This is a genomic window from Kitasatospora sp. NPDC049285 (assembly GCF_040678815.1).
Taxonomy (GTDB): domain Bacteria; phylum Actinomycetota; class Actinomycetes; order Streptomycetales; family Streptomycetaceae; genus Kitasatospora.
In genome coordinates this window covers 37,153-59,627 of sequence record NZ_JBFAQR010000034.1, presented here as the reverse complement: position 1 = coordinate 59,627, position 22,475 = coordinate 37,153, and the positions used below count along the sequence as shown (strand labels likewise).

The window sequence follows — 22,475 nt, the reverse complement described above, 5'->3', positions numbered from 1 at the left end:
GCCGCACCGGCCCGCCGGCACCCGAACCACCCGAACTCCGCGACGCGAGAGGCACCGATGTCCAACGACCAGAAGCTCAGGGACTACCTGAAGCGCGCCCTGGCCGACGCCCAGAAGGCCAACCGGCGACTCCAGGAAGTGGAGAACGCCAAGCGCGAGCCGATTGCCATCATCGGCATGGCCTGCCGGCTGCCGGGCGGCGTCGCGTCCCCCGAGGACCTGTGGCGGCTCGTCACCGAAGGCGGCGACGCCATCACGGGCTTCCCCGACGACCGCGGCTGGGACCTGGACGCGCTCTACCACCCCGACCCGGACCACCCCGGCACCTCCTACACCCGGCACGGCGGTTTCCTGGACACCACCGCCGACTTCGACGCCGAGTTCTTCGGCATCTCGCCGCGCGAGGCGCTCGCCACCGACCCGCAGCACCGCCTGCTGTTGGAGAGCGCCTGGGAGGTGTTCGAGCGCGCCGGGATCGACCCGACCGCGCTGCGCGGCAGCCGCACCGCGGTCTTCGCGGGCATCGCCGGCGGCGACTACACCCCGCGGCTGCACGACGCGCCCGGCGAACTCGAGGGCTACCTCGGCATCGGCGGCCTGGACAGCGTCGCCTCGGGCCGGATCTCGTACACCTTCGGGTTCGAGGGTCCGGCGGTGACGGTGGACACCGCGTGCTCGTCGTCGCTGGTCGCGCTGCACCTGGCGGCGCAGTCGCTGCGCTCCGGCGAGAGCGACCTCGCACTGGCCGGCGGCGTCAGCGTGATGGCCACCGCGCAGGGCTTCGTGGAGTTCGCCCGCCAGCGCGGGCTCTCCGCCGACGGGCGCTGCAAGGCGTTCGCGGCCGCCGCGGACGGCACCGGCTGGGCCGAGGGCGTCGCCCTGCTGCTGGTCGAACGGCTCTCCGACGCCCGCCGCCACGGCCACCCGGTGCTCGCGGTGCTGCGGGGTTCGGCCGTCAACCAGGACGGCGCGTCCAACGGCCTCACCGCCCCCAGCGGGCCCGCCCAGCAGCGGGTGATCCGGCAGGCGCTGGCCGGCGCCCGGCTCGCCCCGGCCGACGTGCACGCCGTCGAGGCGCACGGCACGGGGACGCGGCTGGGCGACCCGATCGAGGCGCAGGCACTGCTCGCGACCTACGGCCAGGAACGCGAGGAGCCGCTCTGGCTCGGCTCGTTGAAGTCCAACATCGGGCACACCCAGGCCGCAGCGGGCGTGGCGGGCGTGATCAAGTCGGTGCAGGCGATCCGGCACGGCGTCCTGCCGCGCACCCTGCACGCCGAGGAGGCCACCCCGTACGTCGACTGGACCTCCGGGCGGGTCGAACTCCTCACCGAGCAGCGGGAGTGGCCCGCCACCGACGGCCCCCGCCGGGTCGGCGTCTCGGCGTTCGGCGCCAGCGGCACCAACGCGCACGTGATCATCGAGCAGGCCCCGACCGAGGAGCCCGCCGCCGAGGCCGACCCCGTGCAGGCTCCGCCGGTGCTGCCGTTCGTGGTGTCGGCGCGCTCCCCGGAGGCGCTGCGGGCGCAGGCCGCGCAGGTCGCCGAGCTCGCGGAGCGGGCCGATCCGCTGGCGCTCGCCCGGGCGCTGGCCGTCTCGCGGGCGCATCTGGAGGAGCGGGCGGTGGTCCTTGGTGACCCGGCCGCGCTGCGCGTCCTGGAGGGGCCCGGCGCGGTCACCGGCAGCACCCTGGGCACCGGCCGACTCGCCCTGCTCTTCTCCGGTCAGGGGAGTCAGCGGGTGGGGATGGGGCGTCAGTTGTACGGGGCGTTCCCGGTGTTCGCGTCGGCGTTCGATGCGGTGGAGCGGGCGTTGGGGTTGCCGGTGGGTGAGGTGATCGCGACGGGTGCGGGGCTGGACGAGACGGGGTGGACGCAGCCGGCGTTGTTCGCGGTGGAGGTGGCGCTGTTCCGGTTGTTCGAGTCGTGGGGTGTGCGGCCGGACTTCGTGGCGGGGCATTCGATCGGTGAGGTGGCGGCTGCGCATGTGGCGGGTGTGCTGTCGTTGGAGGACGCGGCGCGGTTGGTGGTGGCGCGCGGCCGGCTGATGCAGGCGCTGCCGGGCGGCGGCGCGATGCTCGCCGTCGAGGCCACCGAGGCCGAACTCCTGCCGCTGCTGGGCGAGTCGGTCGCCCTCGCGGCGGTCAACGGGCCGCGCTCGGTGGTGGTGTCCGGCGACGAGGAGGCGGTGCTCGCGGTCGCGGCCCGGTTCCCGGACCGGCGGACCCGGCGGCTCCAGGTCAGCCACGCCTTCCACTCCGCCCACATGGACGGGATGCTGGAGGACTTCCGCAAGGTCGCGGAGTCCCTCGCCTACCGCACCCCGACCGTCCCCGTGGTGTCGACCGCGACCGGCCGCACCGCGACCACGGAACTCACCGACCCCGCCTACTGGGTGCGGCAGGTCCGCGAGGCGGTCCGGTTCGCCGACGCCGTCGACACGCTGGCCGCCGAAGGCGTCACCACGTACCTGGAACTCGGCCCGGACGGCACCCTCGCCGCCCTGGTCGGGCGTGCGATCGACGGCGCGGTGACGGCGGCGGCGCTGCGCCGCGACCGCGACGAGGCGCAGACCGTGCTGACCGCCCTGGCCCGCCTGCACGTCCACGGCCACCGCGTCGACTGGACCGCGGTCCTCGGCACCGACACCCCGCCGACCGGCGTCGAGCTGCCGACCTACCCGTTCCAGCGCCGCCGGTACTGGCTGGAGCCCGCCGCCCGGGCCGCCGACGCCGCCGGCCTCGGCCTCGCCGACCCCGGGCACCCGCTGCTCGGCGCGGCCCAGCGGCTGCCCGACGGCGGCGGCGCGCTGCTCACCGGACGGCTGTCGCTCGCCACCCACCCGTGGCTCGCCGACCACCGCGTCCAGGGCACCGTGATCGTCCCCGGCACCGCGCTACTGGAACTCGCGATCCGGGCGGGCGACGAGGTCGGGGCGGGCGTGCTCGACGAACTCGTCGTCGAGGCCCCGCTGGTGCTGCCCGATCACGGTGCCGTCCACGTCCAGGTGACGGTGCGGGAGCCCGACGACACCGGCGCCCGTTCGGTCGCCGTGCACTCCCGCCCGGCCGGTGGCGACCCGGAGTGGACCCGGCACGCCTCCGGCATCCTGCTCGGCGAACCGCCCGCCCCCGGAACGCCGTTGGCCGCCTGGCCGCCGCCGGGCGCCGAGCCCCTGGCCGTCGACGGGCTGTACGACGACCTCGACGCCGCCGGGCTGGCCTACGGGCCCGCCTTCCGCGGCGTGCAGGCCGCCTGGCGGGACGGCGACACCTTCTACGCCGAGGTCGCGCTGCCCGCCGAACACCGCGACCAGGCCGCCCGGTTCGGCCTGCACCCGGCTCTGCTGGACGCCGCCGTCCACGTCACCGCCCACCACGGCCTCGCCGACACGCCGCCCGGCCACAGCCGGCTGCCGTTCGCGTACACCGGCGTGCGGCTGCACGCGACCGGCGCGCACACCCTGCGGGTCCGGCTGCGGTTCACCGGCCCGGAGGCGATCTCCGTCGACGTCGCCGACGCGGACGGCGCGCCCGTCGCCTCCGTCGAGGCGCTGCGCGCCCGCCTGGTCGCCGCCGAACAGCTCACCCCGCAGGACGCCCGCGACCGCGACGCACTGTTCGCACTCGACTGGCCGCAGGTGCCGGTCGGCGCGTCGGCGGGGGAGCCGTTCGAGGAGTTGCGGGTCGAGGGACGGTCGTTGGCTGAGGTGCTGACGGGTGTTCAGGAGTGGTTGTCGGCGCACGAGTCGGGACGGCTGGTCGTGGTGACGCGGGGTGCGGTGGGGGAGTCGCCGGAGTTGGCGGCGGCGCCGGTGTGGGGTCTGCTGCGCTCGGCGCAGTCGGAGCACCCGGATCGGCTGGTGCTGGTGGATACGGACGGGACGGTCGCGTCGGAGCAGGTGCTGGCCGCCGCGGTCGCCACGGGCGAGCCTCAACTCGCCCTGGACGAGGGCGTGGTGAGGGTGCCGCGGCTGGTGCGCGCGGTCCGCCCGGCGGACGCTGCGGCGCCGGCTTGGAACCCCGACGGTACGGTGCTGATCACCGGTGGGACGGGCGTGCTGGGCGGTCTGTTGGCCCGGCACCTGGTGGCGGAGCGCGGTGTGCGGCACCTGCTGCTGCTCTCCCGCCGTGGCACGGACGCGCCGGGCGCGGCGGAGCTGCGGGCGGAGCTGGAGAACCTCGGGGCGACGGTGGCGGTCGCGGCCGTGGACGTGGCCGACCGTGCTGCGCTGGCGGCGGTGATCGCAGACGTTCCGGCCGGGCATCCGCTGACCGCGGTGGTGCACACCGCGGGCGTGGTGGACGACGGCGTGTTCACCTCGCTCACGCCCGAGCGGCTGGCCGGGGTGTGGGAGCCGAAGGCCGAAGCCGCCCGCCACCTGCACGAACTGACGCGGGGTCACGACCTCGCCGCGTTCGTGCTGTACTCCTCCGTCGCCGCCGTCCTCGGCGGCCCCGGCCAGGCGAGCTACGCGGCCGCCAACACCTACCTGGACGCGCTCGCCGCGCACCGCCGTGCGATCGGCCTGCCCGCCCAGTCCCTGGCCTGGGGCCAGTGGGCCGAGGCCAGCGGTGTGACCGCCCACCTGACCGAGGCGGACCGGAGACGGGCCGCCCGGGCGGGCCTGCGGGCGATCACCGCCGACCGTGGCGCGGCGCTGTTCGACGCGGCCGCCCGGAGCGGCGCGCCCTACCTGGTGGCCGCACCGCTGGACCTCGCGGCGCTCCGGGCCCAGCCCGAACTCCCGGTCCTGCTGCGGAGCCTGGTCCCGGCCGCCCGCCGGGCGGCCGCGGCCCGCGGGGCCGGCGCGGGCACGCTGCGCCCGCGCCTGGCCGGGCTCGGCCCGGAGCAGCGCACCGCGGCCCTGCTGGAGCTGGTGCGCGCCGAGGTCGCCGCCGTGCTCGGCGCCGAGCCGGCGTCGGTGACGCCCGCCCGCCCGTTCAACGACCTCGGACTGGACTCGCTCACCGCGGTCGAGCTGCGCAACCGGCTGACCGCCGCCACCGGCCTGCGGCTGGCGCCGACCGTCACCTTCGACCGGCCCGACCCGACCGCGCTCGCCGCGCACCTCGCCGAGCTGCTCGACGCCGCCCCGGCGGGGAGCCCGGCCCCGGGCGGCCCGGGCGCGGTGGACGCGGCCGCCGACGACCCGGCGCACCCGCTGTCCACGCTCTACCGGCGGCTCGCCGCGCAGGGCGGCTTCGCCGAGGCGTCGGCGCTGATCGGGGTCGCCTCGCACCTGCGCACCCGGTTCACCGCGGCGGAGCGCGGGCGGCACGCCCTGCCGCCGCTGCGGCTGGCGGCGGGCGAGCAACCGGTGGCGGTGGTGGCGTTCCCCGCGCTGAGCGCGATCTCCGGGCCGCACGAGTACGCCCGCCTTGGCCACGCCTTCGAGGGCGAGCGCGACGTGTTCGTCCTGCCGTCCCCGGGCTGGGCGCCCGACGACAGCCTGCCGGACAGCCTGGACACCTTCCTCACCCTGCACACCGAGGCGGTGCTCGAACTGGTCGGCCCCGACCGGCCGTTCGTCATCGTCGGCCGCTCGATGGGCGGCTGCGTGGCGCACGCCGTCACGGAGCGGCTGGAGGCTGCCGGCCGCCCGGTCGCGGGCCTGGTGCTGGTCGACTCGTACCCGATCGAGAGCGCGGTGCGGGAGGGCATGGGCGAGTGGTGGCTGACCGCCATGCTCGGCGGCATGATCGACCGGATCCGGCAGTACGACATGGTGTGGAGCGACGCCAGCCTGACCGCGATGGGTGGCTACAACTCGGTCTTCGACGGCTGGCGCCCCGGCCCGGTCGCCGCACCCGTCCTCGCGCTGCGGGCCGACACGCCGCTGCGCGGCACCGTCCTCGACCCGACCGGCACGCACGACTGGCGCGCCTACTGGCCGGTTCCGCACGAGGTGCGCGACATCCCCGGAGACCACTTCACCGTGCTGGAACAGCACACCCCGACGACGGCGCAGGCCGTCCGGGCCTGGATCGAGACGAAGGAGCAGGAATGGTCGACCCGGTAGTCCTGGTGACCGGCGCGGCGTCGGGCATCGGCGAGGCGGTGGCCCGGCTGTTCGCCGAACGCGGCCACCGCGTGGTCGCCGTGGACGTGGACAAGACGGGCCTGGAGGCGCTGGCCGAGCTGGACGGGGTGGCCACCCTGACCGGCGACGTCGCCGAGGAGGACACCAGCGCCCGCGCGGTCGCACTCGCCCTGGAGCGGTTCGGCCGCCTCGACACCGCGGTGCTGAACGCCGGGATCGGCGGCGGCGGACCGCTGGAGGCGCCGGGCGCGATCGAGCGGCTGGACCGGCTCTACGCGGTCAACGTGCGCGGCGTCGCGGCCGGCATCCGGGCCGCCGTCCCCGCCCTGCGCGCCTCCGGCGGCGGCTCGGTGGTCGCGACCTCGTCCGTCTCCGGCCTGCGCGGCGACCCCGGCACCTGGGCGTACAACGCCACCAAGGCGGCGGTGATCAACCTGGTGCGGGCCGCGGCGATCGACTACGCCGCCGAGGGCATCCGGGTCAACGCCATCGCCCCGGGCGGCACCGTCACCGCCCTGACGGCCGGTCAGGTCGCCGACCCGGACGTGTCCGCCTTCATCACCCGCCGCATCCCCGCGCAGCGCTGGTCCGCGCCGCGCGAACAGGCCGAGGCGGTGTGGTTCCTGGCCTCGCCCGCGGCGTCCTACGTGACCGGGACGACCCTCCCGGTCGACGGCGGCCTGACCGCCAACGGCGGCATCCTGCTGCCGCCGCCCGCCCGCTCCTGACCATCCGTCACCCACCCACACCCACCCACCCGAGGAGAGCACAACCGATGAGCATCGAGGCCAACAAGGCACTGGTCGAGCGCTACTACCACGAGCTGGTCACCGGGCAGCGGATCGAGCTGCTGGAGGAACTGGTCGCGGAGGACGCCGCCGACGAGTCGCGGGTCGGCGCCGGGGGCACCGGCACCCGGGAGGACTTCCGCGAGCACCTGCGCTGGCTGTGGGAGAACGTCCGCGACGTCAAGGCCACCGTGCAGGACCTGGTCGCCGAGGACGACCGGGTGATCGCGTTCTGGCGGATCGAGGGCGTCCACGTCGGCCCGATCTTCGGGGTGCCCGCCACCGGCCGCCACTTCACCGGCTTCAGCATCAGCACGCTGACCATCCGCGACGGACAGGTCACCCGCTACAGCGTGCTCCCCGACCGGCTCGGCATCGTCCAGCAGCTCGTCCCCACCGCCTGACACCCCGTCACCACCGTCTGACGGCCCGTCACCGCTGCCCGCTCGGCGCGCGGACGGGCCGTCACCGCCCGTTCCGGGCCCGGCAGGCGTCCACCGCGCCCGCCGGGCCCGGCTCCGCACCCGCCAGGAGGACCCCGTGCCCGCCGACCCGACCCCGACCGACGCCGAGCAGCTGCGCCAGCTGCTGGCCCGCTTCTCGCACGCCTTCGACAACGCCGACGACGAGGCCCTCGGCACCGTCTTCGCCGCCGACGGCGTCATCGAACTCGCCCGCACCGGCGCCGTGTTCACCGGACTGGAGGAGATCCGGAAGTTCGCCCGCGACCTCGGCCCGACCTCGCCGGACCACCAGACCGTCGACACCGTGCTGACCGCGGACCCCGACGGCACCGTCCGCGGACGCAGCCGCTACCTGGTGCTGCTGGCCGACGGCAGCGTGCACAACGGCGAGTACCTCGACCGGTACGTCCGCACCCCGGACGGCTGGCGGATCGCCCACCGCCGCTCGGTGCCGCGCTACCCGCAGACCCACCCGTAGCGCCCGGGGCAGGGGTCCGCTAGGGGTCGGGTAGGGGTGCCGGGGCGTCCGCCGGGTCGTAGTTTCTCGGTATTCGCCCAGCTCAACTCCCCTTTCCTGCAACGGAGTCACCTGCATGCCCAGAACCGGGCCCCGCCCCGTCCCGCTGCTCGCCGCCCTCACCGCGGGGACCCTGCTGCTCGCCGGCTGCGCCTCCGGCGGGGCGGGTCAGGCCCAGGACGCGGCCGCCGGCACGCCCGTCGCCGGCGGCTCGCTCACCTACGCCACCGACGTCGAGCCGATCTCCTTCGACATCCACGTCAGCCAGCAGGACATCACCGGCGCCATCCAGCGCAACGTCTTCGACTCGCTGGTCCACCAGGACGCCAGTGGCGACTTCCAGCCCTGGCTGGCCAGCTCCTGGGAGATCGCCCCCGACCTGAAGAGCTACACCTTCCACCTGCGCGACGGCGTCACCTTCACCGACGGCACCCCGTTCGACGCCGAGGCCGTGAAGGTCAACTTCGACCGGATCGTCGCCAAGGAGACCAAGTCGCAGTACGCGGCCAGCCTGCTCGGCCCGTACACCGGCACCGAGGTGATCGACCCGCACACCGTGAAGGTGAGCTTCAGCGAGCCGTTCGCGCCGTTCCTGCAGGCCGCCTCCACCGCCTACCTGGGCTTCTACTCGCCGAAGACGATCAAGGAGAACGGCCCCAAGCTGGGCGCCGGCGGCCCGGTCGACGTCGGCACCGGCCCGTTCGTCTTCAGCAGCTACACCAAGGGCCAGAACGTCACCTTCACCCGCAACCCCAACTACAACTGGGCCTACACCGGCGCCGCCCACCAGGGACCGGCCTACCTCGACAAGCTGACCATCCGCTTCCTCACCGAGGACTCGGTCCGCCTCGGCGCCCTCACCAGCGGCCAGGTCCAGGTCGCCGAGTCCGTCCCGCCGGCCAACGTCAAGACCGTCCAGGCCGACTCCCGCCTCAAGCTGCTCACCACCGACGCCCCCGGCGCCAACTACGCGCTGGTCCTCAACACCACCAAGGCCCCGCTCGACGACCCGCAGGTCCGCAAGGCCGTCCAGACCGGCATCGACCTCGACACCGACATCAAGAGCGTCTACTTCGGCGTCTACAAGCGCGCCTGGAGCCCGATCTCCCCGACCACCCCCGGCTACGACAAGTCCCTCGAGAACGCCTGGCCCTACGACAGGGCCGGCGCCGACAAGGCCCTCGACGCAGCCGGCTGGACCACCCGCGACGCCGACGGCTACCGCACCAAGAACGGCCAGCGGCTCACCCTCGAATGGCCGCTGCCGCCCGCCGAGTACGTCCGCGAGCAGCGCGAGACCCTCGGCCAGGCCGTCCAGGCCGACCTGAAGAAGATCGGCGTCGAGGTCACCCGCCCCCGACTCGACATCGGCACCTACATCGCCAACGTCTACGGCGGCAAGGAGCACATCGCCGACTACAGCTGGGCCCGCTTCGACCCCGACGTGCTGCGGCTGTACTTCAACAGCTCCAGCCAGCCCGCCAAGGGCGGCCAGAACGCCACCTTCTACCAGGACGCCCAGCTCGACGAGTGGACCAACGCCGGCAAGGCCACCCTCGACAAGGCGACCCGGCAGGACCTCTACAGCAAGACCCAGAAGCGGGCCATCGACCTGTCGCTGATCGTCCCGCTGTACGTGCGCACCGCCGTCGTCGGCTACTCCACCCAGGTCCACGGCCTCACCGCCGACCCCAACACCTGGCTCAGCTTCCACGACGCCTGGCTCGGCAAGTGACATGGGGCGAACCGACCGCAACGTCCCCGCCCTGCTGCGCGGAACGGCACGACGTCTGGCCGGCGCCCTCGCGGTGCTCCTCGGGGCCGCCACGGTCGCGTTCGCCGCGCTCCAGCTGATCCCCGGCGACCCCGTCACCGTCATGCTGGGCCCGGGCACCGCCGCCACCCCCGAGGTGAAGGCGCAGATCCGGGCCCAGTACGGCCTCGACCAGCCCGTCGCCCAGCAGTACCTGCACTACCTCGGCCGGCTCGCCACCGGCGACCTCGGCGAGTCCTACCAACTCCGGCGCCCCGTCGTCGACCTGATCGGCGACCAGCTCTGGCCGACCGTCCAACTCGCCCTCGCCGCCCTGGCGACCGCCGTCGTCCTCGCCGTGGCGGCCGCCGTCGCCACGGCGGGCCGGCACCGCGCGCTGCGCACCGCCGGCACCCTCGCCGAACTGCTCGCCGCCTCCAGCCCCACCTACTGGATCGGCATCCTGCTGCTCACCGCCTTCTCCTTCCAACTGCACCTCTTCCCGGTCGCCGGCGACCAGGGCCTGCCCGCCCTGGTGCTGCCCGCCCTCACCCTCGCCCTGCCGCTCACCGGCGTCCTCGCCCAGGTCCTGCGCGAAGGCCTGGAAGCCGCCCTCGCCCAGCCGTTCGCCCTCACCGCCCGCGCCCGCGGCCTCGCCCCCACCGCCGTCCTGCTGCGCCACGCGCTGCGGCACGCCGCCGCCTCCGCCGTCACCCTGACCGGCTGGCTCAGCGGCTCCCTGCTCGGCGGGGCCGTCCTGGTGGAGAGCGTCTTCGGCCGCCCCGGTATCGGCGCGCTCAGCCTCCAGGGCACCACCAACAAGGACATGCCGCTGGTCGTCGGCCTGGTACTGCTCGCCGCCCTGGTCTTCGTGGCCATCTCCACCGCGGTCGACCTGCTCTACCTCGCCATCGACCCCCGACTCAGGAGCCGGTGACCCATGGCCCGACCCGCCGCCCGCCGCACCGCCCCGGTGCTCGCCGCCGTCCTGCTCGGTCTGATCGTGCTCGCCGCCTTCGCCCCCGGCCTGCTCACCCACGCCTCCCCGCTCGACACCGACCCCGCCCGCGCCCTCACCCCGCCGGGCGGCGCGCACTGGTTCGGCACCGACCAGCTCGGCCGCGACCTGTACACCAGGGTGCTCTACGGCGCCCGCCCGTCCCTGCTGCTCGGCCTCGGTGCCACCGCGATGTCGGTGGCCGGCGGCGCCGCCCTCGGGCTCGCCGCCGCCCTCGGCGGCCGCCTCGCCGACCAGGCGCTGATGCGGCTCGCCGACGTCCTGCTCGCCCTCCCGCCGATCCTGCTCGCCCTGCTCGCCGTCAGCGTGCTCGGCACCGGCGCGGTCAACGTGATGATCGCCATCGCCATCGCCTTCGTCCCCGGCTACGCCCGGATCGTCCGGGCCGAGACGCTGGTGGTACGGCGCTCCGGCTACGTCGAGTCGGCCGTCGTCCTCGGCGTGCCCCGGCCGGTGCTGATCCTCCGTCACGTCCTGCCGAACGCGATCGGCCCGATGCTGGTGCTGGCCACCGTCGGCTTCGGCGCCGCGCTGATCGCCGCCTCCGGCCTCAGCTTCCTCGGCCTCGGCCCGCAACCGCCGTCCCCGGAGTGGGGCGCGATGCTCTCCCAGGGCCGCAGCTTCCTGCAGACCGCCTGGTGGATCGGCGTCTTCCCGGGAGCCGCCATCACCCTCACCGCGCTCGCCACCGGCGCCGTCGGCCGGCACGCGCAGCGCCGCTTCACCCGGAGGACCGCATGACGCTGCTGGCCGTCGAAGGACTGCACGTGCGCTTCGGCGACGTGCACGCCGTCCGCGACGTCTCCTTCACCCTCGACCGCGGCGAGTGCCTCGCCGTGGTCGGTGAGTCCGGTTCGGGCAAGAGCGTCACCGCCCGCACCCTGGTCGGCCTCACCGGCGCCGGCTCCACCGTCACCGGGCGGCTGGACTTCGACGGCGAGGACCTCACCAGCCTGCCGGACAAGCGCTGGCGGGCCGTCCGCGGCCGCCGCATCGGACTCGTCCTGCAGGACGCCCTCACCTCGCTCGACCCGCTGCGCACCATCGGCGCCGAGGTCGCCGAACCGCTGCGCGTGCACCGCCTCGCCCCCGCCGCCGAGCGCCCCGCCCGGGTCCGCGACCTGCTCACCCGGGCCGGCATCCCCGACCCCGCGCGTCGCGCCGACCAGTACCCGCACCAGCTCTCCGGCGGCCTGCGCCAGCGCGCGCTGATCGCCTCCGCACTCGCCGGGGAACCCGACCTGCTGATCGCCGACGAACCCACCACCGCCCTCGACGTCACCGTCCAGGCCCAGGTGCTCGACCTCCTCGACGAGCTGCGCCGGGCCGGCACCGCCCTGCTGCTGATCAGCCACGACCTGTCCGTGGTCGCCCGGCTCGCCGACCGCGTCGCGGTCATGTACGGCGGGCGGATCGTCGAGACCGGCCCCACCGAACGGCTGCTCGCCGACCCGCGCCACCCGTACACCCGGGCGCTGCTCGCCGCCGTCCCCGGACCGCGCACCCGCGGAACCCGCCTCGCGGTACCGGTCCTTGACGGACCGTCACCCGCTGCGGACGGCTGCCCCTACGCGAGCCGCTGCGCGCGCGCCGACCGCACCTGCCGCGACACGCTGCCGCCGGTCGACGGCCACGGCACCCGCTGCTGGCACCCCGGACCGGCCGACCCGCCCGGCGTGCTGCGCCCGGTGCCCCCTGCGCCGTCCCCGCGGCCCGCCGCCACCGCGGACGCCGGCCCCGGCGGTCCGCTGCTCGACGCCGAGCGGATCACCAAGGCCTTCGGCGGACGCACCGTCGTCCACGAGGTGTCCCTGCAGCTCGCGGCGGGCGAAGTGCTCGGCCTGGTCGGCGAGTCCGGCTCCGGCAAGACCACCGTCGCCCGGATCGTCCTCGGCCTGGAGGAACCCGACTCCGGCACCGTCCGGCTCGGCGGGCAGCCCTGGAGCGGCGTGCACGAACGCCGCCGCCGCGCCGACCGGCTGCGCCTGCAGGCCGTCCAGCAGGACCCGCTGTCCTCCTTCGACCCCCGGGCCGACGTGGCCCGGGTGATCGGCGAGGCCCTCGCCCGGGCCGGCGTGCCGCGCGGACGCGAGCGCACCCGGCGCACCACCGAACTGCTCGACCAGGTCGGGCTGCCCGCCGCCCTGCTGCGCCGCCGACCCGCCGAACTCTCCGGCGGCCAGCGCCAACGCGTGGCGATCGCCCGCGCCCTCGCCCCCGCACCGCAGATCCTGGTCTGCGACGAGCCGGTCTCCGCGCTCGACGTCTCCGTCCAGGCGCAGATCCTCGACCTGCTGCACGACCTGCGCCGCGACCTCGGCGTGGCGATGCTCTTCATCTCGCACGACCTGGGCGTCGTCCACCACCTCGCCGACCGGGTCGCCGTCATGAAGGACGGCCACCTGGTCGAGACCGGCGAGGTGGACGAGGTCTTCGCCCGCCCCGCCGCGGACTACACCCGCCGCCTGCTCGCCGCCACGCCGCTGGGAGCCGCGACATGACGCCCCATCGGCCCGACCACCACCTGCTCGCCGCCAGGCCCCGGGGGTTCGTCGTCAGCACACCTGGAGGCCCCTGCGGGGCTGGGGGAGACGGGGGTTCGACGAGGGCCCTCGGGAGCCGCGACATGACGCCCCACCGGCCCGACCGCCGCCGGCTCGCCGCCGGGCCCCGGGGGTCCGTCGTCAGCACACCTGGCGGCCCCCGCGGGGCCGGGGGGCGACCGCGAGGCCGCGACCTGACCGCGCACCGGCCCGGCCGTCGCCCGTCGTTCCCGGATCCGGCGTGATCGGGCTGATCCTCCCAGGGGCGGTGGCCTGGTCCGAGTCGTTCGGCGACCCGGTGGACGGTGGGCTGTTCCCGCCGGAGGAGCGTGCGGCCGCGCGGATGGTCCCGGCGCGGCGGCGGGAGTTCGCCGCCGTCCGGGTCTGCGCCCGCCAGGCGCTGGGGCGGCTCGGGGTGCCGCCCGGGCCGATCGTCCCGGGCCCGCGCGGGGAGCCGGGCTGGCCGGCCGGCCTGGTCGGCAGCATGACGCACTGCGCCGGCTACCAGGCCGCCGCCGTGGCCCGCGCCACCGCCGTCCCGGTGCTCGGCATCGACGCCGAACCGCACCGCCCGCTCCCGCACGGGGTCTACCCGACCATCTCGCTCCCGCAGGAGCGGGCCCGCCGCCAGACCCTGCGCACGAGCCACCCCGAAGTCCACTGGGACCGGCTGCTGTTCAGCGTCAAGGAGAGCGTCTTCAAGGCTTGGTACCCGCTCACCCGCCGCCCGCTGGACTTCGAGGAGGCGGACGTCGTCCTGCAGCCCGACGGCACCTGGCGGGCCCGGATCCGCACCACCGAAGGCGCCCCCGGCGCCGCCCTGCCGCGCGGCTTCGCCGGCCGCTGGCTGGTCGCCGACGGCCTGCTGGCGACGGTCTGCTCCGAACTGCTGACCTGACCCGGCCCGATACGACGACCGGGGGCGGACCACTGCGCGTGTCCCGCCCCCGGTCGTCGTCGGCTACGCCCGGCCCAAACGCTCGAACGGGATCTTCTCACCGGCCTCGACCGCCACCGGGAGCCGGTTGCCGGCCGGGGGCAGCGGGCAGGTGGCCAGGTCGGTGTAGGCGCAGGGCAGGTTGACCGCCCGGTTGAAGTCGAGCACCACCCGCCCCTGCGCGTCCGGCGCGTCCACCGCGAGCGAGCGGTTGGCCGCGTACGTGGTCACCCCCGAGGTGGCGTCGGTGAACAGCACCTGCAGGCTGCCGGGCCGACCGCCGTTGAACGCGGTGAGCCGGTACGACCGGCCGTCCGCCAGCTCGAACTCGATCTCCCCGGGCGCGTCGTACACGTGCTGGAGGCCCTCGACCGCCGCGCCCACCGTCACCGCGCGCGGCGCGTCGAAGGGCAGGTAACGGCCCGTCACGGCCCAGCGCGGATCGGGCGCATAGGCCGGGGTGCGGGTGTACTCGGCGCGCAGCGAGTGGTCGGGGTGGCGCGGGCGCACGAGGTCGTGCCCGCCGCGCTTGGCGACCTCGATCACGGCCTCGCCGGCCCGGGCGTACAGGCTGTCGCGCTCCGCGACCACGCCGAAGGAGTGGCGCCCACGCACCGGCGTGCCGTCGACCACCAGCTCCTCGCCGTCGGCCAGTTCGACCACCACGCCCGCCGCGGTGGTCGACCACGCGCCCGGCGCGTCGGGGAACCGGGTCGGCTCCGCGTCCAGCCAGTGCAGGCCGGTGACGGCGAGGAAGCCGTGCGGGTCCGCGAGCGCCCGCTCGTGCGCGAGGTGCCACTCCTCCCACTCGCGGGCGAAGGTGGCGAGGTCGATCTCCTGCGTCGTCATGTCTGCTCCTTGGTGATCACGGTGGCGGTGGTGGCGGTTCTGACGGGGGCTCAGCGGCGCGCGGGCACGGCGAGCCCGAGGTGGTCGCGGAGCGTCTCGCCGGCGTACTCGGTGCGGAACACGCCGCGCTCCTGCAGCAGCGGCACGACCGTGTCGGCGAACTCGTCCAGCCCGCCCGGCACCAGGTGCGGCACGAGGATGAACCCGTCGGCCGCGTCGGTCTGCACGAACTCGTCGATCTCGGCGGCCACCCGGGCCGGGCTGCCGACGAAGGTCTGCCGCCCGGTCACCTCGATGACCAGTTCGCGGATGGACAGCCGCTTCGCCTCGGCGAGCGCCCGCCACTCGGCGGCGACCGCGAACGGGTCCCGGTGGGCGCGCACCGCCGCCCGGCCCTGGACGACGGTGTGCTCGCCGGGCAGCGGGTCGACGTCCGGCAGCGGGCCGTCCGGGTCGTAGGCGCTCAGGTCGCGGTTCCAGACCTGCTCCAGCGTGCGGAGGGCGGTCTGCCCGCTGACCTGCTGACGGCGGATCAGCTCGGCCTTCTCCCGGGCGTCGGCGTCGCTGTCGCCGAGCACGAAGGTCACCCCGGGCAGGATCTTCAGATCGTCCCGCTCGCGGCCGTACTTCGCCAGCCGGTCCTTGACGTCGGTGTAGAACGCCCGGCCCGCCTCCAGGGTGCCGTGCCGGGAGAAGATGGCGTCGGCCGCCGACGCGGCGAACTCCCGGCCCTCCTCGGAGTCGCCGGCCTGGAAGACGACGGGGCGCCCCTGCGGGCTGCGCGGCACGTCGAACCGCCCGGAGATGTCGAACTGGCTGACGCGGTGGGCGAACCGGCCCGGGTCCGGCTCGCCCAGGAAGACGCCGGACGCCCGGTCCGCGACGATCTCGTCGCCGCGCCAGGAGTCGAACAGCACCCCGGCCGCGGTGAGGAACTGGCGCGCCCGCTCGTAGCGGTCCTCCTGGGCGAGGAAGCCGCCGCGCCGGAAGTTCTCGCCGGTGAAGGCGTCCCAGGAGGTCACCACGTTCCACGCGGCGCGACCCGCCGACAGGTGGTCCAGCGAGGCGAACTGCCGTGCCACCTCGTACGGTTCGTTGAAGGTGGAGTTGATCGTCCCGGCCAGGCCGAGCCGGTCGGTGACGGCGGCCAGCGCGGCCAGCACGGTGAAGGTGTCGGGCCGCCCGACCACGTCCAGGTCGTAGATCTCGCCGTTCTGCTCGCGCAGCCGCAGGCCCTCGGCGAGGAAGAGGAAGTCGAACCTGGCGCGCTCCGCCGTCCGCGCGAAGTGGACGAAGGAGGAGAAGTCGATCTGGCTGCCGGCCGCCGGATCGCTCCACACGGTGGTGTTGTTGACGCCGGGGAAGTGCGCGGCGAGGTGGATCTGCTTGACGGGCTTGCTCATGGCGGTGCGGTCCTTCCGGCTCAGACGAGGGCGCCGGCGGCGGGCGCGGCGTAGCGGTTGGCGGGGCGGGGCAGGCCGAGCAGCCCGCGCAGGGTCGACGCCTCGTAGGCGGTGCGGAACAGCCCGCGGCGCTGGAGCTCCGGCACCAGGGCGCGGGTGATCTGCTCCAGGTCGTGCGGGAGCGTGCCGGGCCGCAGCCGGAACCCGGTCAGCCCGGCCTGCTGCCACTCCCGCAGCAGGTCGGCGAGGGCGGCGGGCGTGCCGGCGAAGATCCGGGCGTCGCTGCCGTACGCCTCGCCCGCGCGCTCGTCCAGCCGCGCCAGGCGGTCGGCGGCGGCGCCCGGCTCCGGATCGAGGAAGACCACCAGGTCGCCGAAGACGTGCACCGTCTCCTCGGCGCGCCCCGCGGCGGCCTGCGCGGTGCGGATCTCCGCGACGATCGCGCGGGCGTCCGCCGCGTCGGCGGGCGTGACGAACGCCAGGTCCGCCGAGCGGCCGGCCAGCCGGTACGGCTCGCCCCGGTGCGCCAACGCCGCGACGAGCGGCTGGCCCTGCGGCGGACGCGGCGTGATGGAGGGCCCCCGCACGCTGAACCGGCTGCCCTCGAAGTCGATGTAGTGGAGCTTCGCGCGGTCGACGAACCGGCCGCTCGCGACGTCGCGGATCTCCGCGTCGTCCTCCCAGCTGTCCCACAGGCGCCGCAGCACCTCCACGTAGTCCTCCGCCTCGCCGAAGGACTCCCGCAGGGCGGCCAGGCCGGCCGGCGAGTCCAACTCCTCCAGCCGCAGGCCCGGCGCGGGCCGGCGGCCGAAGTGCGCGGCCTCGTCGGAACGCCCGGACACCTTCACCCGGACACCCGCCCGGCCCCCGCTGACGTGGTCGAGCGTCGCGACCGCCTTGGACAGGTGGAACGGCTCGGTGTGGGTGACCACCGCGGTCGGCACCAGCCCGACGTGCCGGGTCAGCGGTGCGACGCGGGAGGCGATCAGCACCGCGTCCAGCCGGCCCCGCACCTGGTCGGTCCGCCGGTCCGGCTCGAACGGGTGGGTGGACTGCAGACTCAACGCGTCCTCGAGGGTGACCAGGTCCAGCAGGCCGCGCTCGGCCTCGGCGACCAGGTCGGCCCAGTACCGGGCGGTGAACAACTCCTCGGTCCTGGCACCGGGTTCGCGCCACGCGGCGGGGTGCCAGCCGGCGCCGTCCAGCGCGACGGCCAGGTGCAGGGGTACGGGGGAATCGGGCATGGCGGGACCGCCTCCGGTTCGGGGGGAAGGGACGTCGAGGGTGCGTCACACCGCGCGCACGGACGCCGGCCACGGGCCGGCGCGGAAGTGGCGGACACGGTGACGCGGGGTCAGACGACAGGCGTAGGGCGGCGCGGGGCCGGGTGACGCGGCGTCAGGCGGCGCGGTACGGCGTGCCGCGACGCGCGACGGCGTGCGGCGTCGCCGGACACAGCGCGGTGGACACGCGCTGCAGATCGATGTGCAGCCGCGCGTACGTCGTGGTGACCCGGCAGCGGGCCTTCACGGTGACGACCGCCATGGGCCTGGACATCTCCCGCACCGCCGCCACCTCCGTCCCGACCGGTTCGCACCGCTTCGAGCTCGCGCTTGCGGCACCGTTCTCGGCACCGCCGGGTCGTCACCTGGAGCACCCCGCCGCGCGGGAGGGTTGCCGGTCAGCAAGCCAGGGCTCGTCGCTGACACTCATGACCTGGCTGCACCGTAACCCGCCACCGGCGTCCGGCACAATCCCGTCGGACACCCACCGGACGGGCCCGCCTGACGGGCCGTCGGCCGGGCCCGGTGGGTGCGACCGGGCGCCGCCGGTAAGCCGACACGGCCCCGTAACGAGGGCGCAGCGGTCCCGTCGCATCGCCCGCCTACTGTGGTGGCCGACGACATCCCCGGCCTCAGGAGGACCGTGCACCGTCCGGCCGCCGCCCCGCCACCCGCCTGGCTCGCCCACGTCACACGCCGTCAGCCGGGCCCGATCCCCTGGGCGGCGATGGCCCGCGGCACGCTCGGCTCCGGGCCGCTGCTCGCGCTCGGCGTCGCCACCGACCGGCACGGCGCGGGCGTGCTCGCCGGACTCGGCGCCATGTTCGCCTCCATCAACGACCGCCCCGGCACCCGGCGCACCGGGCTCCCGCACATCGGGCTGCCCGCGCTGGCCGGCGCCGCCGGGCTGCTGCTCGGCCGCGCCGACGGGTGGCCGGCCGTGGCGCTGCTGGCCGTCGTCGGCCTGGTCTCCGGGGCGATCAGCGTCCGCGGCCCGGTCAGCTCGGCCGCCGCGGTCCAACTGCTGGTGCTCACCGCCGTCGGCGGCGGCATGCCGCTCGCCATGCCGGGTCCGGTGAAGGCGGCCTGCTACCTGGCCGGCGCCGGCTGGATCCTGCTGCTGCGCCTCCTGCACCCGCGGCGCGGCGGGCCCACCGGTCCGCGCCACGGCGAACGCCTGCTGGTGGCCGCCGTGTTCGACGCGCTGGCCGACGCGCTCGACGCCGTCGGCACCCCCGCCGCCGAACCGGCCCGGCGGCGGCTCACCGCGGCCCTCGACCGCGCCGACGAGGCGCTGCGGCTGCGCCTGCTGGTGCGGCTGCGGCACACCGGCGCGGACGACCGGCTCGCGGCCCGCGCCGCCGCCGCGTCCGCCCTGTGCGAGGCCGGCGTCGCCCTGCTGTGGGAGGCCGCACCGCTGCCCGCCCGGATCAGCGTCGGCCCGCGCCGCCTCGCCGCCGCCGTCCGCGACGACGGCCCGCCCGGCCCGCTGCCCGCCCCCGCCCCCGGCACCCCGGCCCGCCTCGCCTTCGACCGGGCGGTCCTGGCCGCGGGCGTCGCCTTCGCCACCCGACCCGGTGCCGGACGGCGCACCGCGCTCCGACTCCGGACGGGCGAGGCGGGGGCGACGGGTGGGCCGGTGCGGCTGCGCGGGTCCCGGGCGAGCGGCCCGGCCGGGCGGGAGTACGGGGTGCGGGTGGCGGCGTGCGTCGCGGCCAGCGCCGCCGTCGCGCACCTGCTGCGCGCGGACCACTGGTACTGGCTGCCCGTCACCGCCGCGTTCCTGGTCAAGCCGGACTACGGGCCGCTGTTCTCACGGACCGTCAACCGCTTCGCCGGCACCGCGCTGGGCGTGCTGCTGCTGGCGGGCGCGACCGCGGCCGGCGGCTGGGTCGCCGGGCACGGGGACGCCGCACGGTGGGTGCCGATCGCCGCCGCGACCCTCGCCGGCGCGCTCACCCCCCTCGCGCTGCGGCACTTCGCGCTGCAGACCGCCGCCGTCACCGTCACCGTGCTGGCCTTCGTCGCCACCGCCGGTGACACCCAGGCGGCCGGCTCGCGACTCGTCGACACCGCGACGGCCTGCGCGATCGTCCTGCTGATCGGCCACCTGCCGGGGCTCTCGGACACCCGGGCCCGGGTCGGCCACCGCTCGGCCCAGGCCCTGCGCAGCACCGGCCGCTACCTGGACCACGTGCTCGCCGAACCGGCCGGCCCGCCCGGTGCCGTCCGGCGTACCGACCTGCGCCGGGCCGCCTACCACGCGCTCGCCGAGGCCCGGGCCGCCGCCGAGAGCGCCGCCGCCGAACTCCGCGGCGGCGACCCGCGCTGGCTGCGCGTCACCGCCGGCGCCGAGCGGATCGCCGACGCGGCCACCGCCTGCGCGACCCGGCTCGACCACGGAGCGGTCCGGCCGGACCAGGAGACCGCCCGCCGGGTCGGCTCGGCGCTGGCCGCCGTCGCCGACGCCCTGGAGGGCGGCCCCGAGCCCGCCGTCCGCCCGAGCCCGCCCGCCGTCGGGGAGTGCGGCACCCTCGACGCCGTCCTCACCGAGCTGGACCGCCTCGCCCAACTCGCCCGCCCCGAGCCAGGACGGCCGCCCGCGCCCCGGCCCCGCCGGGTGCCGTCGCTCCGCCCTCGCGGCGTCCGCCGACCCGCCGCTTCCCGGCGGATGACGGTCCGTCAGCGCCCGGCGGGCCCGCGCAGCGGCCGAACGGACCGCACCGCCGCCTCGCCCGGGTGAACGGCCACCGCGCCGAGGTCGCGCCGCAGGCCGGGGCGCGGGTCACGCGGACCGCGAGGCTTTGCGCCCCGGGCCGGCGGTGGGGACGCTGGACGGGGGCGGGCACGGCAGCCCGCCAGCCGAGACGAGGAGGTCTCCGGTGAGGTTCATCCAGATCATCGAGTACCGGACCGGGCGGATCGACGAGTTCAACGCCCTGCTGGACGACTGGGTCGCGCGCAACGAGGGCAACCGCATCGCGGTCCGGGCCGTGCAGACCAGGGACCGCGACGCGGCCGACGTCTACCTGAACATCGTGGAGTTCCCCTCGTACGAGGCGGCGATGGCGAACTCCGAACGCCCCGAGACGGCGGAGTTCGCCGCCCGGGCCGCGGAACTCTGCGACGGCCCGCCGGTCTTCCGCAACCTCGACCTGCTGAACGAGCGGGCCTTCGAGGACTGACCCCGCGGGGTCAGTGCATCGGGCCGCCGAGGAACGGCCCGTAGTAGCGGGTGTAGGCGTCCCGGAGGTCGTCTTCCTCGGCCTCGGCGGAGCGGGGGACCGGGTCGTAGTCCGGGCTCGCCTTGATCTCCTCCCTGGCGAGGTCGACGTAGACCTTCCGCTCGCCGATCTCGATCCGCGACACCGTGCCGGCGGGCAGCAGCACCAGCCGGCCGAAGATCCACGGGCCGGTGTCGACCACCAGGAACTGGGCGTCGATCGCCTCGGACAGCTTGTCGACCTTGCCGATGTGGCCGTCGACGGCCTCCACCCGGAACCCGATCAGGTCCGTGCCCGCGGTGTGGCCGGACGCGTCGCGGAACTGCCAGATACCGCTCTGCTCGCTCATGTCTCCCACTTCCTCCCGGGCCGGCCCGGCGGGCCGGCGGACCCTGTGCGCCTAACCCGCCCCGCGCGGACCATGCACCCCGGTGCCCGGCCAGCCGTCCGGGTCCGGGTGTGAACGTCCGCAGCCGGGAAAGGCGGCATCCGCCGACGGCGCCCGGACCCGGGGGCCGGGGCGCGGACGGGAGGGAGACCCGCGATGTGGTGGAGCGCGGTGCGACTGGCGGTGGCCTGCGCGGCGGTGGGCCTGGTCGGCTGGGGGATCGGCCGGGTCGCCGACCTGACGGCGAACCGGCTGGCGGCGCGCTCCGGCGCGGCCACCGCGCCCCGGCTGCTGCGCGGCTGCCGCGGACCGCTGCTGGCCGTGGTCTGCTGCGGCCTGCTGCTGGGCGCGCAGCCGTGGATCCACGCTCCGGCCGGCGCCCGGCACGGCCTCACCCACGCGCTGGTCCTGGCGATGATCGCCTCCTGCGGCTGGCTCACCGCCCGCGCGGCCGCGCTGCTGCTGGACGGCGCGGTGCGGCTCGCCGTCCGCCGGCGCGACGCCGCCTGGGCCGGCCGGGCCCGCACCCAGGCCGGGCTGCTCGGCCGGATCCTGCAGGCGTCGATCGCACTGCTCGCGCTGGCCGCGATGCTGATGACCTTTCCCGCGGTCCGGGTGGTCGGCACCAGCCTGCTGGCCTCCGCGGGCCTGGTCGGCGTGGTGGCGGGCGTCGCCGCGCAGAGCACCCTGTCGAACCTGTTCGCGGGCATCCAGATGGCCTTCGGAGACCTCGCCCGGATCGGCGACGTGGTGGTGGTCGGCGGCGAGTGGGGCACCGTCGAGGAGATCACCCTGACCGCGGTGGTGATCGCCACCTGGGACCAGCGGCGGATCGTCATGCCGATGTCGTACTTCGCCGGGCGCCCGTTCGAGAACTGGTCCCGGCGCTCCGACCACATCACCGGGACGGCGCTGCTCCACCTCGACCACAGCGCCCCGATCGGCGAGCTGCGCCGGGAGTTCGACGACTACCTGGCGAAGAACCCGCGCTGGGACGGCGAGGGCAGCGCCCTGCAGGTCGTCGACACCACGCCCAGCACCCTGGTGGTCCGCGCGCTGGCCACCGCCGCCAACGCGAGCGACGCCTTCGAGCTCCGCTGCGACCTGCGCGAGCACCTGATCGGCTACCTGCACGAACACCACCCGCAGGCGCTGCCCCGGGTCAACGTCACGCCCGCCCCGGGACCTCGCGCCGACCGGGCCTGAACCGGCGGTCGTGGAACCGTTCCTGTCACGGCTCTTGACGCGCTACTTTTCTCAGACGTT

The 22,475-nt window shown here is 75.8% G+C and carries 17 protein-coding genes and 1 riboswitch; of the genes, 12 read left to right on the top strand and 5 right to left on the bottom strand.

Going from position 1 to position 22,475, the window contains the following annotated elements:
* Positions 1 to 57 precede the first annotated feature (57 nt).
* From AB0K51_RS21730 to AB0K51_RS21690, 9 genes are all read left to right on the top strand, one after another.
* On the top strand, positions 58 to 6,021 hold the full coding sequence (locus AB0K51_RS21730; RefSeq protein ID WP_363457928.1) for a type I polyketide synthase: 5,964 nt from the start codon (positions 58 to 60) through the stop codon (positions 6,019 to 6,021).
* Positions 6,006 to 6,770, top strand: a complete 765-nt coding sequence (locus tag AB0K51_RS21725) for an SDR family oxidoreductase (protein ID WP_363457925.1) — start codon at positions 6,006 to 6,008, stop codon at positions 6,768 to 6,770. The genes AB0K51_RS21730 and AB0K51_RS21725 overlap by 16 nt, the downstream gene beginning before the upstream one ends.
* 47 nt (positions 6,771 to 6,817) lie before the next feature.
* Entirely contained in the window at positions 6,818 to 7,234 is a 417-nt protein-coding gene (locus AB0K51_RS21720; protein WP_363457923.1) for an ester cyclase, read from the top strand.
* A 136-nt stretch (positions 7,235 to 7,370) separates the two neighbouring features.
* A complete protein-coding gene (locus AB0K51_RS21715) occupies positions 7,371 to 7,772 on the top strand; it encodes a nuclear transport factor 2 family protein (RefSeq protein ID WP_363457920.1) in 402 nt (133 codons plus the stop codon).
* 115 nt (positions 7,773 to 7,887) lie between these two features.
* Positions 7,888 to 9,546: an ABC transporter substrate-binding protein gene (locus tag AB0K51_RS21710; RefSeq protein WP_363457917.1), complete on the top strand. Its 1,659-nt coding sequence runs from the start codon at positions 7,888 to 7,890 to the stop codon at positions 9,544 to 9,546.
* A 1-nt stretch (position 9,547) separates the two neighbouring features.
* Positions 9,548 to 10,501 carry an ABC transporter permease gene (locus AB0K51_RS21705; RefSeq protein WP_363457914.1) on the top strand — a complete coding sequence of 318 codons (954 nt, stop codon included), beginning with the start codon at positions 9,548 to 9,550 and terminating at the stop codon, positions 10,499 to 10,501.
* A gap of 3 nt (positions 10,502 to 10,504) precedes the next feature.
* Positions 10,505 to 11,323 (top strand): ABC transporter permease, encoded by an 819-nt coding sequence (locus AB0K51_RS21700; protein WP_363457911.1) that lies wholly within the window; start codon positions 10,505 to 10,507, stop codon positions 11,321 to 11,323.
* On the top strand, positions 11,320 to 13,083 hold the full coding sequence (locus tag AB0K51_RS21695; protein ID WP_363457909.1) for an ABC transporter ATP-binding protein: 1,764 nt from the start codon (positions 11,320 to 11,322) through the stop codon (positions 13,081 to 13,083). Before AB0K51_RS21700 ends, AB0K51_RS21695 begins: the two co-directional genes overlap by 4 nt.
* Before the next feature lie 283 nt (positions 13,084 to 13,366).
* Positions 13,367 to 14,023, top strand: a complete 657-nt coding sequence (locus tag AB0K51_RS21690; RefSeq protein WP_363457907.1) for a 4'-phosphopantetheinyl transferase superfamily protein — start codon at positions 13,367 to 13,369, stop codon at positions 14,021 to 14,023.
* A gap of 63 nt (positions 14,024 to 14,086) precedes the next feature.
* Here AB0K51_RS21690 and AB0K51_RS21685 read toward each other — a convergent pair whose 3' ends face one another.
* The 4 genes from AB0K51_RS21685 to AB0K51_RS21670 all read right to left on the bottom strand — a co-directional run bounded on the left by AB0K51_RS21685 (position 14,087) and on the right by AB0K51_RS21670 (position 17,859).
* The gene (locus AB0K51_RS21685; RefSeq protein ID WP_363457904.1) at positions 14,087 to 14,911 is read right to left on the bottom strand and encodes a DUF1684 domain-containing protein; all 825 of its coding nucleotides are present in this window, start codon (positions 14,909 to 14,911) and stop codon (positions 14,087 to 14,089) included.
* Positions 14,912 to 14,961: 50 nt separating this feature from the next.
* The gene (locus AB0K51_RS21680) at positions 14,962 to 16,314 is read right to left on the bottom strand and encodes an NtaA/DmoA family FMN-dependent monooxygenase (RefSeq protein WP_363457901.1); all 1,353 of its coding nucleotides are present in this window, start codon (positions 16,312 to 16,314) and stop codon (positions 14,962 to 14,964) included.
* 20 nt (positions 16,315 to 16,334) lie between these two features.
* Positions 16,335 to 17,558, bottom strand: coding sequence for an LLM class flavin-dependent oxidoreductase (locus tag AB0K51_RS21675; protein WP_363457899.1), 1,224 nt, complete (start codon positions 17,556 to 17,558; stop codon positions 16,335 to 16,337).
* Between the two features lie 154 nt (positions 17,559 to 17,712).
* Positions 17,713 to 17,859, bottom strand: coding sequence for a putative leader peptide (locus AB0K51_RS21670; RefSeq protein ID WP_363457897.1), 147 nt, complete (start codon positions 17,857 to 17,859; stop codon positions 17,713 to 17,715).
* A 59-nt stretch (positions 17,860 to 17,918) separates the two neighbouring features.
* Positions 17,919 to 18,031, bottom strand: a riboswitch (SAM riboswitch).
* Between the two features lie 209 nt (positions 18,032 to 18,240).
* On the opposite strand from AB0K51_RS21670, the gene AB0K51_RS21665 reads away from it, so the two are divergent.
* Complete coding sequence (locus tag AB0K51_RS21665; RefSeq protein ID WP_363457894.1) at positions 18,241 to 20,340, top strand: FUSC family protein; 2,100 nt, start codon at positions 18,241 to 18,243, stop codon at positions 20,338 to 20,340.
* 139 nt (positions 20,341 to 20,479) lie between these two features.
* Positions 20,480 to 20,782 carry a hypothetical protein gene (locus AB0K51_RS21660; RefSeq protein WP_363457891.1) on the top strand — a complete coding sequence of 101 codons (303 nt, stop codon included), beginning with the start codon at positions 20,480 to 20,482 and terminating at the stop codon, positions 20,780 to 20,782.
* Positions 20,783 to 20,792: 10 nt separating this feature from the next.
* Here AB0K51_RS21660 and AB0K51_RS21655 read toward each other — a convergent pair whose 3' ends face one another.
* A complete protein-coding gene (locus AB0K51_RS21655) occupies positions 20,793 to 21,170 on the bottom strand; it encodes a PRC-barrel domain-containing protein (RefSeq protein ID WP_363457889.1) in 378 nt (125 codons plus the stop codon).
* Positions 21,171 to 21,365: 195 nt separating this feature from the next.
* On the opposite strand from AB0K51_RS21655, the gene AB0K51_RS21650 reads away from it, so the two are divergent.
* Positions 21,366 to 22,415, top strand: coding sequence for a mechanosensitive ion channel domain-containing protein (locus AB0K51_RS21650; RefSeq protein ID WP_363457886.1), 1,050 nt, complete (start codon positions 21,366 to 21,368; stop codon positions 22,413 to 22,415).
* Positions 22,416 to 22,475 lie beyond the last annotated feature (60 nt).